This is a genomic window from Sinobacterium norvegicum, from assembly GCF_923077115.1.
GTDB classification, from domain to species: domain Bacteria; phylum Pseudomonadota; class Gammaproteobacteria; order Pseudomonadales; family Sinobacteriaceae; genus Sinobacterium; species Sinobacterium norvegicum.
On sequence record NZ_CAKLPX010000002.1, the window covers coordinates 586,341 to 599,621 of the forward strand.

A 13,281-nucleotide genomic window follows, 5' to 3' on the forward strand; every position below is an offset into this window, starting at 1 on the left:
AGGTAGAGGAGAAAAAAATGGCTGAAGTTACAGTTAAAGAGTTAGCGCAATCGGTGGATCAATCTGCCGAACGTTTGCTGACCCAAATGAAAGAAGCGGGTTTGACGCATACAGAAGTCGACCAGGTAGTCTCTGACGAAGACAAGCAGACATTGCTTGCCTCTCTGCAAAAGAGCCATGGCGAGTCCGGTGCCCCTGCTAAGAAAATCACCTTGAAGCGCAAGACGACAAGCACGTTGAAGGCCACGGGTGGTGGTAAGGCTAAGAAGGCTGTTAACGTTGAGGTTCGCAAAAAGCGTACCTATGTTAAGAGTGAAGATGCGGCTTTAGAGGCAGTGGCAGAAGAAGTTGCGCCAGTGGCTGCGGATCCAGCAGTCAAGGCTGCTGAAGAAGAAGCTAAGGCTGCGGCAGTTGCTGCTGCGAAACAGGCTGAAGCCCAAGCAGAAGCTGCAACCAAGGCTAAGCAGGAAGCCGAGGCAAAGGCGGTTGCCGAAGCCAAGGCGGCTGAACAAGAGCGTGCTAAAGCTGAAAAGTTGGCTGCTGAAGCGGCGATTGCCAAAAAGAAAGTGATCGAAGCTGAACAGGCTGCCAGCGACCCGTTTGACCCTGAGGTCATTCGTCAGCGCGCCATCGCTCGCCGTAAGCAGGAGGCTCAGGAAGAACAAGAGCGTCGTGCCAAGGCTGCCCAAGAGAAGAAGGAACAGCAGGAACGTAAGGCTAAGGAAGCACAAGAGGCTGCCGCCAAGCACGCTGAAGAAGCCAAGGCTGAGAAAGTGAAGGCGACGGCTGCTAAATCTGCCGATAAGAAGCCTGCCCCTGCTGCTGCCAAGCCTGCTGGAGACAAACCCGCAGCGGCACCTGCACGCAAGAAGACAACGACCGGCGCTGATGGTAAACGTCAACCGCTTCGTCAGCGTCAAGCGCCAACGGGTGCTGATCATAAGAAGGGTAAGAAGGGTAAGAAGGGCGGTCGCAACTCATACGAAGATCGTGGCAGCAAGCGTCGCGGTAAGGCCCAGCGTAATTCGGTTCATGCTGAGCACGATAAGCATGGTTTTGAGAAGCCTGTTGAAAAAGTGGTACACGAAGTTGAACTCCCCGAGGCAATCAGCGTTGGCGATCTAGCCTCGCGTATGGCTGTCAAGAGTGCTGAGGTTGTTAAGGTGCTATTTACCTTAGGTACCGTGGTTACCATCAACCAGACACTGGACCAAGACACAGCGACAATTGTTGTTGAAGAGTTGGGTCATACGGTTAAATTGGTCAGCGAAAATGCTATCGAAGAGCAGTTGTTCGAGGCCATTGATGTGAAGGATGGCGAAGGTACCAAGGTATCACGCGCCCCTGTTGTTACCGTTATGGGTCACGTTGACCACGGTAAGACATCTTTACTCGATTATATTCGCAAGGCTAAGGTGGCCACAGGTGAGGCGGGTGGTATTACCCAGCACATCGGTGCCTACCACGTTGAAACCGGCCACGGCATGATTACCTTCTTGGATACACCGGGCCACGCAGCCTTTACTGCGATGCGTTCTCGTGGTGCCAAGGCTACTGATATTGTCATCTTGGTTGTTGCCGCAGACGACGGTGTAATGCCGCAAACTGAAGAAGCTGTCCAGCACGCACGTGCCGCTGGTGTGCCTTTGGTTGTTGCCGTTAACAAGATGGATAAAGAGGGTGCAGATCCGGATCGCGTCAAGAATGAACTGTCAGCTCACAATGTTATCCCTGAAGATTGGGGTGGCGATGTGCCGTTCATGCCAGTTTCGGCACACTCGGGCGAAGGTATAGATGAATTGTTAGACGCAGTATTACTGCAGTCTGAAATGCTTGAGCTTGAAGCGGCTGAAGACATTGCTGCCCGCGGCGTCGTTATCGAATCGTCATTGGATAAGGGGCGTGGTTCTGTCGCAACTGTTCTGATTCAGAACGGTACTTTGAAGCAGGGCGATGTGGTCTTGGCCGGTCTTCAGTTTGGTCGTGTTCGTGCCATGCTGGATGAGAATGGTCAGCCTGCTAAAACAGCCGGCCCCTCTATCCCTGTCGAGATTCTAGGTCTTAACGGCTTGCCAAGCTCCGGCGATGACTTCCAGGTTATCGAGAGCGAAAAACGCGCTCGTGAAGTTGCCCAGCATCGTCAAGAGAAAGATCGTCAGGCTCGTATGGCTCGTCAGCAGGCAGCCAAGCTCGACAATATGTTTACCCAGATGGCTGAAGGCGACGTCAAGATTCTTAACATTGTCGTTAAGACTGATGTCCGCGGCTCACTGGAAGCATTGCTTGGCTCACTGGCTAAAATTGGCAACGAAGAAGTACGCGTTAATGTCGTTTCCAGCGGTGTTGGTGGTATTAGTGAAAGCGACGTCAACTTAGCGGTCACCTCTGGTGCTGTGATGTTCGGTTTTAATGTTCGTGCTGATAACTCAGCCCGTGCAATGATCGAGAAGGAAGGTGTTGATTTACGTTACTACAGCGTTATCTATGACCTGATCGACGATGTAACCAATGCGCTCAGCGGTATGCTATCGCCTGAATTGCGCGAAGAGATCGTCGGTATTGCCGAGGTTCGCGAAGTATTCAGTTCACCGAAATTTGGTGATATTGCTGGCTCGATGGTGATCGAGGGTACTATCTACCGCAGCAAGCCAATTCGTGTATTGCGTGACGACGTGGTCATTTATGAGGGCGAGCTAGAATCATTGCGTCGCTTTAAAGATGAGGCCAATGAAGTCCGCAATGGTATGGAGTGTGGTATTGGTGTTAAGGGCTATAACAATGTTAAGCCTGGCGATAAGATCGAAGTATTTGATGTTAAGGAAATCGAACGCAGCTTGTAATACAGGCGCTATGATTAATTAGCATTTAGCCACACTAGGCGGAGTGCGGAAGAACGGCTTATTCAGACTGTTTTTTCGTCACTCCGTTTTGGCGTTTTAAGGAGTTATTTTTTATGGCTAAAGAATATAGTCGTACCCAGCGAGTTGCGGATTATCTGCGTCGCGAACTAGCGCAGCTTATTCAGTTTGAAGTGCGTAATCCCAAGGTTGGCATGGCGAGTATTACTGACGTCGAAGTCAGTCGTGATTTGTCGCACGCCAAGGTCTTTATCACTATTGTCGATAAAGATACCGCAGAGCAGGCCGAGGAGAATATTAAGGCGCTGAACAGTGCTCAGGGTTTTCTTCGCTCCGCGCTGGCCAAAGACAGCAGCATGCGAACAGTGCCTCGTTTACACTTTGTGTTCGATGCCAGTGTTGGCCGTGGTCAGCATTTGTCGGCGTTGATTGAAGAGGCGATTGCCAGTGATGCAGGACATCAAGATGATGTCGAGAAAGACGACTAAAAGGGGCGGTAACCAGTGGCTAGAAAGAAACGTGGTCGCCCAGTCGATGGTATTATTATTTTAAATAAGCCTGCTGGCATGACTTCTAACGGCGCATTGCAACGTGTTAAACGCGCGTTCTTTGCACAAAAAGCCGGTCATACCGGCGCCTTGGATCCGCTTGCCACCGGTGTCTTGCCGCTGTGTTTTGGCGAGGCAACCAAGTGTTCACAGTTCCTGTTGGATTCCGACAAGGCTTACCGCAGTGTGTTTACCTTAGGGGTTACTACCGATAGCAGTGACGCCGATGGTAAGGTAATCTCTGAGAAAGATGCATCACAGGTGACTCGTGAGAAAGTAGAAGCGGAGCTTGCTGCCTTTCGCGGTGATATCCAGCAGTTGCCATCGATGTTCTCAGCTCTCAAGCACAATGGTCAGCCGCTGTATAAGCTGGCCAGAGAGGGCAAAGAGGTGGCGCGCAAGCTGCGTGATGTGACTATATTCAGCCTTGAGCTGATCGACTTCAGGCCCGGTGAGCGAGCTGAGGTTGAGGTTGAGGTGTATTGTAGCAAGGGCACATACATACGCTCAATTGCTGAAGATTTAGGCTTTGCTCTCGGTTGCGGCGCACATGTCAGTGTTTTGCACCGCATTGAAGCGGGTCCGTTTAAGGAATCCGACGTCATTGAGCTCGAATTTTTAGAGTCGCTGGCAGAAAATCAGGATTTTGATGCATTAAATGAGTTACTATTACCCGTTGATGCGGGAATTCAGGATATGCCTGAGGTGTTTCTTGATGCCGACAGCGGGTTTTATATCCGCCAGGGGCAGCCCGTCACGGTACCGAAATTGCCGTTAGAGGGTTTGGTTCGTATTAAACTCGATGGCGGTCAGTTTATCGGCATCGGGGAAGTTTTAGAGGACGGAAGGCTTGGCCCCCGTCGTCTGATCGCTGAACCGCAGGGGTAGCCCTGAGGTCGGCACTCAACCCAGCTGTAAATATGCACGGCTGGGCTGATGGCATTGCAGATGGTCTGCAATGCTTTTAACCAGTGCAATCGAATGGTTGTGCGCATATTTTAAAAAGGTATATAGAAATGGCATTATCTGCTGCAGAAAAAGCTACAGTTGTCGCTGAGTATCAAACCGCCGAAGGCGATACCGGTTCACCAGAAGTTCAAGTTGCCCTACTGACTGCTAACATTCAGAAGTTGCAGGGTCACTTTTCTGGTCACAAAGGTGATCACCATTCGCGTCGCGGTCTTATCCGCATGGTTAACCAGCGTCGCAAGCTACTAGACTACCTAAATGGCAAAGATCACGGCCGCTATGTCAGCCTGATCAAGCGTCTAGGTCTACGTCGTTAATAGCTGTTGTACGGCCTGCCTCAAGTAATTGGGGCAGGCCGTAACAGTTTCATCATTGCAAAAAATGCATGGAGGATTTTTGAATGAATCCTGTAATAAAAAAGTTTAATTTTGGTGGCCAGGAAGTAACTCTGGAAACCGGCCGTATTGCTCGTCAAGCATGCGGTGCCGTATTGGCAACAATGGGTAACACGACTGTTTTATGTACCGTGGTTGGCGCTAAGAAAGCGAAGCCTGGTCAAGATTTCTTCCCGTTGTCAGTGCACTATCAAGAAAAAACCTACGCTGTAGGTAAGTTTCCCGGTGGTTTCATTAAACGTGAAAACCGTCCATCTGAAAAAGAAACGCTGACTTCACGTCTGATCGACCGTCCAATCCGCCCACTGTTTCCTAACGGTTTCAAAAACGAAGTTCAGGTTATCTGTTCTGTTGTTTCTGCTGACACCGAAAACGATCCAGATATCTGTGCAATGATTGGTACTTCGGCCTGTTTGGCTGTGTCGGGTATTCCTTTCAATGGCCCTATCGGTGCCGCACGTGTTGGTTACACTGAAGAGGGTGGCTATAGCCTAAACCCTAGCTATGCAGAGCTTGAAGAGTCGCTGCTAGATATGGTTGTTGCCGGCACACAAGATGCTGTGTTAATGGTTGAGTCTGAAGCTAAAGAGCTTAGCGAAGATGTCATGCTAGGTGGTGTACTATACGCTCACCAAGAGCTTCAGGCTGTTGTTCAGGGTGTGACTGAGCTGGCTAAAGATGCTGCCAAGCCTACTTGGGAGTGGACGCCAGAGGCCGTTAACGGTGAGCTAACTGATGCGATAGCCTCAGGTTTTGGCGGTGCTATCAGCGAAGCCTATCAGATTACCGATAAGATGGAGCGTTATGCTCGTATCGGTGAGCTGAAGCAGCAAGCCGCTGAGCAATTGGTAACAGAGACCGCCTCTAAAGATGACGTTATGTCTTATTTCTCAAAGCTTGAGAAGTCGACAGTACGTAACCGCATTCTCGATGGTGCACCTCGCATCGATGGCCGTGATAGCACCACTGTTCGCGGTATTCAGGTTGAGGTTGCGGTCTTGGGCCGTACCCACGGTTCTGCACTGTTTACCCGTGGCGAAACTCAGTCTTTGGCTGCGCTGACTCTCGGTACCAGCCGTGATGCACAGTTTGTTGAGTCGCTGCACGGCGAGCTAAAAGACCCGTTCATGCTGCACTACAACTTCCCTTCATATTCTGTTGGTGAGTGTGGTCGTGTTGGTGCACCTGGTCGTCGTGAAATTGGTCACGGCCGTTTGGCTCGTCGCGGTATCGCTGCGGTATTGCCAAGCCAGGAAGAGTTCCCGTACACCATTCGTGTTGTTTCTGAGATTACTGAATCAAACGGCTCAAGCTCTATGGCTTCTGTTTGTTCTACCTCATTGGCACTCATGGATGGCGGTGTACCCATCAAGGCACCTGTTGCCGGTATTGCGATGGGCTTGGTAAAAGACGGTGATCGTCATACCGTACTGACCGATATCTTGGGTGATGAAGATCACCTGGGCGATATGGACTTTAAGGTTGCCGGTACTGCTGAAGGTATCACTGCTCTGCAGATGGATATCAAGATCGAAGGTATTACCGAGCAGATTATGGATGTGGCCCTTGAGCAAGCTCAAGCAGCGCGTCTGACTATTCTTGCTGAAATGAACCGTGTTATCTCAACGTCGCGCGACGCGCTGAATGAGAATGCACCGGTGATGAGCAGCATGAAGATCGACTCTGATAAAATCCGCGACGTTATCGGTAAGGGCGGCGCAACTATCCGTTCTATTACTGAAAATACTGGCGCACAGGTTGATATCGAAGATGATGGTACCATCCGTATTTATGCCGCTAATAAGAGCGCCGAACAGGCTGCTCGCGACATGATTGAGGGTATTACCGCTGAGGCAGAAGTTGGCAAGCTATATACCGGTAAGGTTATTCGCGTTGTTGATTTCGGTGCCTTTGTTAACATCATTCCTGGTAAGGATGGTCTGGTACACATTTCTCAAATCTCTAACGAGCGTATTGAGAAAGTATCTGACTACCTTGAAGAAGGTCAGGAAGTGACGGTTAAGGTCTTGGATGTTGATAACCGTGGTCGTATCAAGCTAAGTATTAAAGAAGCTGTTGCCGAGCAACAAGCTAACTAGTTACTGCTTAATATCGCGTTATAAAAAAAGCCGCTACTGATCATCAGTAGCGGCTTTTTTGTGTCGGCGTTTTGTGGTTTTACGCCTTCGGTATGACGCGATTATCAATCAGGTCATCAACCACGGTGGGGTCGGCTAAGGTTGAGGTGTCACCCAGCGTGTCGAGTTCGTCGGCAGCAATCTTGCGCAGAATACGGCGCATGATTTTGCCCGAGCGCGTCTTGGGGAGGCCGGGGGCAAACTGAATAATGTCGGGGCGAGCGATTGCACCAATTTCCTTGGCAACATCGCTGCGCAGTTGCTGCATCAACTCCTCGCTCCATTCGTATCCGGTCATCAGAGTCACATAGCAATAAATGCCCTGGCCTTTGACGTCGTGGGGGTAGCCGACAACGGCGGCTTCAGCGACGGCATCCTGTAATACCAATGCCGATTCAATTTCTGCTGTTCCCATGCGGTGGCCTGAAACATTGAGTACGTCATCAACGCGTCCAGTAATCCAATAATAGCCATCCTCGTCGCGACGAGCCCCATCACCGGTGGTGTAATAGCCCGGGTAGGTGGTGTAGTAGGTATCAATGCAGCGTTGGTGGTCGCCATAGACGCTGCGTATTTGGCTGGGCCATGCCCCCTTAAAGGCAAGGTTGCCGCTGACTGCCCCTTCTAATTCATTGCCATCAGGGTCGAGCAAGACGGGGTTGGCGCCAAAGAACGGACGTGTTGCCGAGCCGGGTTTCAGTGAGTTGGCGCCGGGCAGTGGGGTGATTAATACGCTGCCGGTTTCTGTTTGCCACCAGGTATCGACAATAGGGCAGCGGCTTTGGCCGACTTCCTGGTGATACCATTCCCAGGCCTCGGGGTTGATCGGTTCGCCAACGGTGCCGAGTAGTCGTAATGATTGTCGCGAGCTCGTGGTGAGGTATTGATCGCCTTGAGCCATTAGCGCGCGCAGTGCGGTTGGCGCCGTGTAGAAGATATTTACCTGGTGTTTGTCGATAACCTGCCAGCAGCGCGATGCATCGGGGTAGGTCGGCACGCCTTCAAACATCAGCGTGGTCGCACCATTGGCCAGAGGCCCGTAGACGATGTAGCTATGACCGGTAATCCAGCCAACATCGGCCGTGCACCAGTAGATTTCACCGGGGTTGTAGTCGAAGATGTATTTATGGCTGATGGCCGCGCCCAGTAGGTAGCCGCCGGTGGTGTGTAATACGCCCTTGGGTTTGCCAGTAGAGCCCGAGGTGTAGAGTATGAATAGCGGGTCTTCTGAGTCCATTTCCTCGGCGTCGCAGCGGCGACTCTGCGTTTCGCAGAGTGCGTTATAGCTGATATCGATATCGCCATTGCTGGCGATATCTGCACCGGTGCGTTCGACGGTGATGACGGTATGTACATTGGGGCACTGGGCAACCGCAATATTCACATTGGCCTTAAGTGGAACGGCCTTGCCGCCACGAAGGCCTTCATCGGCGGTGATAACAACTTGGCAGTCGGCGTTCTCGATACGGTCTTTCAGTGCGTCGGGTGAGAAGCCGCCAAAGACTACCGAGTGAACCGCACCGATACGGGCGCAGGCCAGCATGGCATAGGCGGCTTCAGGAATCATCGGCATGTAGATGCAGACGCGGTCGCCTTTATTAACGCCGCGCTGTTTCAGGCCGTTGGCCAGTTGGCAGACTTTATCATGCAGTTGTTGGTAGCTGATGTTCTGGCTTTCGTTCGGGTTGTCGCCTTCCCAGATGATCGCAGTGTCATTGGCGCGGTCGGCCAGATGACGATCGATACAGTTTTCGGTGACATTGATCTTGCCGTCGACAAACCAGGCGACCTGGCCTTGATGAAAGTCTTGTTCGACGACCTTGGTCCAGGGCTTGCGCCAATCGAGAAATTTATTGGCTTGCTCGGCCCAGAACTGCTCAGGCTGCTCGATGGAGGCGCGATACATTTGCTGGTACAGCTCGTCGTTAACAAGGGCGTTGGCCTTGAAGTCTTCGGGTACCGGGTGAGTTGATATTTCGTGCATGAAAAAACCTTATTATTATTTGGGCGCAATAGGGTTGGGCGTGATCCCCTAATCATAGGCTAATAAGGTCGTAGATTAAAATACTCTTATCGTATTATTTTGCATAAAAAAGCCCGCTATAAAGCGGGCTGTTTGATATCGCTGATGTTAGCCAAGCATACGGTAATCGCTGTGCGGCGCCAGTGTTAGCGTAACGTTGTCAATCAGCCGTGGCGTACCGAGTTTGGCGGCGGCGAGAATGACGATTTCGTCAGTATCTTCAGTGACGTCATGCAGTGTTTCTGCATCGCAAATAGTGAAGTAGTCAGGGCTGAAACCGGCGTTTTTCAAATCATTCTGGGCGTGATGCTCTAGCTCTTTGTAATTATCGAAGCCGTTGGCAATCGCGTCGCGATACTCCTGCAGTATTTGATGCAGGCGGGGTGCTACCTTGCGCTCCTGCTCAGATAGGAAGCCGTTGCGTGAGCTGAGGGCAAGGCCGTCTTCGGCGCGGCTGGTGTCGACACCAACAATTTCAACCGGCATGCACATGTCATCGACCATTTTGCGAATGACCTGTAGCTGCTGGAAATCTTTTTTACCGAAAAAGGCGATATCAGGCTGAACAATATTAAACAGTTTGCTGACAACAGTGGAGACGCCGGTGAAGTGACCTGGGCGTGAAGCGCCACACAGTGTTTCGGTGACTTCAGGTACGCTGAGTTGCGATTGAGGCCCGGTACCGTTGGGGTACATCTCGCTGACGGTAGGGGCGAATAGATAGGTGGTGCCCTCGCCAAATAGTTTTTCTTTATCGGCGGCAAGCGTACGGGGATAGCTGTCGAGATCTTCGTTGGCGCCAAATTGCATCGGGTTGACAAAGATGCTGACCACAACACATTCGCCGCGGCGCTTAGCCTCGCGTACCAGCGTCAGATGCCCTTCGTGTAGGTTGCCCATTGTAGGTACAAAACAGACGCGCTGACCCTGAGTGCGGTTGCCGGCAATAGCACGGCGCAGAGCGTAAACTGTTGTTAGAGTTTTCATTATTCGCTGCTCCTCTGATTCGGGCAAGTTGGACAACTCTTAGACTGGTGTAGCCTTGATTGAGTCGTGTGAGCCCTTAATGAGTACATCAAGCAATGTGTACATAAAATAAGCGATTACCAAAGTTGCGCAAGTATGCCTCAAAGAAATTGGCCGCGCAATAAATCTGTAACACTTTTCGGCCTAAATGTTACCTTTGGTGTCGATAACTTCTCGATGGTAACGTTTTTATCGCCTGCTGAAGGGTGTTATAGGTCGTATATTAGCTAGTTAAAGGTGTGTTCTGCGGCGGGAAAACTGCCATTTCTGGTCTGCTCGCCGAATAGCATCACCGCTTTGGTGATATCGCCGCCAGCCTCTGCCATAAAGTTCTTAACGAACTTCGCTGGTCGCGGGTTTAGCCCTAGCATGTCGTGTATCACTAATACTTGACCGTCAGTACTGTTGCCGGCACCGATGCCGATAACTGGGATGGTCAAAAGCTCGCTGATTGTTCTGGCTAGGTCGCTGGGAACGCATTCCAGCACCAGCAAGCCGGCACCGGCAGCTTCTATGGCTTTGGCATCGTCGATAATAGCCTCGGCCTGCTCTGGAGAGCGCCCCTGGACTTTGAAACCACCGAGCGTGTTGACCGATTGTGGTGTCAGCCCTAAGTGGGCGCAAACGGGGATGCCGCGTTCGGTCAGCATGGCAATTGTTGGGCATAGCCACTGTCCGCCTTCAAGTTTGACGACATGGGCCCCAGCCTGCATTAACTTTGTTGAGTTAATCATTGCCTGTTCTGGGGTGGCATAACTCATGAACGGGAGATCGGCAATCACCATAGCGCCAGTGTTACCACGAGCTACGCCGGCGGTATGGTAGGCGATATCATCGGTGGTGACAGGTACCGTCGTGTCGTGGCCTTGTAATACGTTGCCGAGGGAGTCGCCGACCAGCATGGTTTCAATACCGGATTCAGAGATCACGCGGGAGAAGGTTGCATCGTACGCGGTTAGGCAGGCGAACTTCTTCTTTTCTTTCTTAAGTGCTGCGAGGCTCTGAATTGTGTATTTGCTCATTGATCTCATTACCTTAATTTACAAAAAACGATGCCGAAGTGGGAGTGAATAATGCGGTATTTTAACTGGCTTGGCAAAGTCGTATGGTCGCGGTCATTGTTATGACTGTCAATCGGCAATGATCAATTTCGCTGCATTATTGACTGTTTTTAATTAAATCAGATTTTTAGCCGCTGTAACTCTTGGCTGTCCAAGTTTGATAATAGATCAGCCAGAGGCTGATAAGGAGGGGTCGGCATCCGTTTAACCAAATCGAGTAGTGGGGCCACCACAAAAGCTCGCTCAGCAATACGGGGGTGAGGGATGTTAAGTCGCGGACAGTCAATTTGTTGATCCTCATAAAAAAGGATGTCGAGATCCAGCGTTCTGGCACCCCAGCGGAGGGTTCTTACTCGGCCGTGTTGGTTTTCGATACCCTGTAAGGCGTCGAGAAGAGCGATAGGGGATAACGTTGTAGTGATGAGGATAACGCCATTAATATAATCGGGCTGGTTGCCGGGGCCAATCGCTTTGGTTTGATACCAGGATGATTGCTTGAGAAGTTGGCAGCCTGGCAGCGCGCCGATTTCATTGACGGCATCGCTGACATGGCTGATAGAGTCCTCTAGGTTGCTGCCTAAGGCTATATATACCGACATAGGTGTGACAACTAGCTATTGTTTTGACTGTGGTTGTTGTTGCCGTTGCGGCGCATGCCGCGTCTACGTCTTGGCGGGCGGCCATTGTGATCTTTGTTGCCCTGCTCATCATTGTATTGGCGCTGCTGGGGTTCAATCGGATTATCTATTTGAAACTGAGTCCACCAGGCTCCGAGACCGTTCAGCTGTTCGCCGGCCTGCTCACGTAGCAGCAGGAAATCATAGGCCGCCCGGAAGCGAGGGTGACCAGAGAGGCTGTGAGCCCGCTTGCCCTGACGCTTGGTTAGGCGGATTTGCAGGTCCCAAATCTCACGCATCGGAATAGAGAACCGCTTGGGTATGGATGTGCGCTTGAGTTGTTCCATTGTGGCAATATGAGCTGCCTCATGCAGTGCCGGTGCAGCAGGTACGCCTTCGGCTTCAAGCCGCTCCGCATGGGCGCGGGCCACTGGCCAGAGTAGGGCCGCAAAAATGAAGGCCGGGGTGACGGTCTTGCCAGCTTGTAAGCGAAGGTCAGTATTGACCAATGCCTGTCGAATTAATTGATGATCAATGGGGTCGTTATTCTTCTCGAGGAAATACTGCGTCTCAGGGAACAGTTCACCAAAGAGGTGGTACTTCATCAAGCTGTCGTAGACGGCGACGGCATAACCAGACATAAATAGTTTGAGAACTTCATCAAAAAGTCTGGCGGAGGGGATGTCTCGAAGCAGCGGCGCTAACTGTTCGATAGGTTCGGCTGTTGCCGGCTCGATGTCAAAGCTGAGCTTGGCGGCAAAGCGAGCGGCGCGAAGCATTCTAACCGGGTCTTCGCGGTAGCGAGTCTCGGCATCACCAATGATGCGGATGTTGCGGCTGTCGATATCTTTTAGGCCGTTGGTGTAATCGTGTAGTGTGAAGCCATCGGCGCTGTAATAAAGTGCGTTGATGGTAAAGTCGCGGCGGATAGCGTCTTCCTCAATACTGCCGTAGACGTTGTCACGCAGTAACATGCCACTTTCCGCCTGCTTAGAGACATTGTTATTCTTGCCCTTGCTGACGTTTTCGTGATTTCCGCGGAAGGTGGTGACCTCGATGATTTCTCTACCAAAGGTGACATGAACAATGCGAAAACGACGGCCGATAATGCGCGAGTTACGAAACAGCGACTTTACCTGCTCCGGTGTTGCATCGGTGGCGATATCGAAGTCTTTCGGTTGTTCGCCGAGTAAAATGTCGCGAATACCGCCGCCGACCAGGTAAGCACCATAACCACCGCCATTGAGGCGATACATGACCTTAAGGGCATTCGGGCTGATCTGTTTTCGGGAGATACTGTGTTCATCTCGTGAAAGAATACGAGGTGATATTTGAGATGGATTGTCACGGTCCATAGTTGAATTCCGGCGGGGGAACAAACTTTTCAGCCAATTAAGCATTGAATACCAAGCTTGAGAAAATGAGAAATTATCGATAATTAACCCGATTCTAACACAAGGTATGCAATAGGGTGTAGTGGGGACTGCAGGAGGAAAGGGGGAGAATGATGACAGGGGGAGCAGAGCCCACCCCATCCAGGTCTTATTTACTTATTATTTTTATTATTGACTGCCATTTATTATTTTTATTAGGTCAGTTGTTTTTATTATTATTATTATGTCTAAAGGATAGCAGTTACTGTGCCA

The 13,281-nt window shown here is 51.1% G+C and carries 10 protein-coding genes; 5 read left to right on the forward strand and 5 right to left on the reverse strand.

The window, feature by feature from the left end; translation table 11 throughout:
* Positions 1-17: 17 nt before the first annotated feature.
* From infB to pnp, 5 genes are all read left to right on the forward strand, one after another.
* Positions 18-2,840 (forward strand): translation initiation factor IF-2, encoded by a 2,823-nt coding sequence (gene infB / locus L9P87_RS11725; protein ID WP_237444931.1) that lies wholly within the window; start codon positions 18-20, stop codon positions 2,838-2,840.
* A 113-nt stretch (positions 2,841-2,953) separates the two neighbouring features.
* Positions 2,954-3,346 (forward strand): 30S ribosome-binding factor RbfA, encoded by a 393-nt coding sequence (rbfA, locus tag L9P87_RS11730; RefSeq protein ID WP_237444932.1) that lies wholly within the window; start codon positions 2,954-2,956, stop codon positions 3,344-3,346.
* A 15-nt stretch (positions 3,347-3,361) separates the two neighbouring features.
* A complete protein-coding gene (gene truB, locus L9P87_RS11735) occupies positions 3,362-4,294 on the forward strand; it encodes a tRNA pseudouridine(55) synthase TruB (RefSeq protein WP_237444933.1) in 933 nt (310 codons plus the stop codon).
* A gap of 128 nt (positions 4,295-4,422) precedes the next feature.
* The gene (rpsO, locus tag L9P87_RS11740; RefSeq protein ID WP_237444934.1) at positions 4,423-4,692 is read left to right on the forward strand and encodes a 30S ribosomal protein S15; all 270 of its coding nucleotides are present in this window, start codon (positions 4,423-4,425) and stop codon (positions 4,690-4,692) included.
* A gap of 83 nt (positions 4,693-4,775) precedes the next feature.
* Complete coding sequence (gene pnp / locus L9P87_RS11745; protein ID WP_237444935.1) at positions 4,776-6,869, forward strand: polyribonucleotide nucleotidyltransferase; 2,094 nt, start codon at positions 4,776-4,778, stop codon at positions 6,867-6,869.
* A gap of 79 nt (positions 6,870-6,948) precedes the next feature.
* Here the strand turns inward: pnp and acs are convergent, their stop codons facing one another.
* The 5 genes from acs to pcnB form a co-directional block, all read right to left on the reverse strand.
* The gene (acs, locus tag L9P87_RS11750; protein ID WP_237444936.1) at positions 6,949-8,892 is read right to left on the reverse strand and encodes an acetate--CoA ligase; all 1,944 of its coding nucleotides are present in this window, start codon (positions 8,890-8,892) and stop codon (positions 6,949-6,951) included.
* Between the two features lie 147 nt (positions 8,893-9,039).
* Positions 9,040-9,918 (reverse strand): pantoate--beta-alanine ligase, encoded by an 879-nt coding sequence (gene panC / locus L9P87_RS11755; protein ID WP_237444937.1) that lies wholly within the window; start codon positions 9,916-9,918, stop codon positions 9,040-9,042.
* 266 nt (positions 9,919-10,184) lie between these two features.
* The gene (panB, locus tag L9P87_RS11760) at positions 10,185-10,979 is read right to left on the reverse strand and encodes a 3-methyl-2-oxobutanoate hydroxymethyltransferase (RefSeq protein WP_237444938.1); all 795 of its coding nucleotides are present in this window, start codon (positions 10,977-10,979) and stop codon (positions 10,185-10,187) included.
* A gap of 158 nt (positions 10,980-11,137) precedes the next feature.
* Positions 11,138-11,617 (reverse strand): 2-amino-4-hydroxy-6-hydroxymethyldihydropteridine diphosphokinase, encoded by a 480-nt coding sequence (gene folK, locus L9P87_RS11765; protein WP_237444939.1) that lies wholly within the window; start codon positions 11,615-11,617, stop codon positions 11,138-11,140.
* Positions 11,618-11,628: 11 nt separating this feature from the next.
* Positions 11,629-12,990 carry a polynucleotide adenylyltransferase PcnB gene (gene pcnB / locus L9P87_RS11770; RefSeq protein WP_237444940.1) on the reverse strand — a complete coding sequence of 454 codons (1,362 nt, stop codon included), beginning with the start codon at positions 12,988-12,990 and terminating at the stop codon, positions 11,629-11,631.
* Positions 12,991-13,281: the final 291 nt, after the last annotated feature.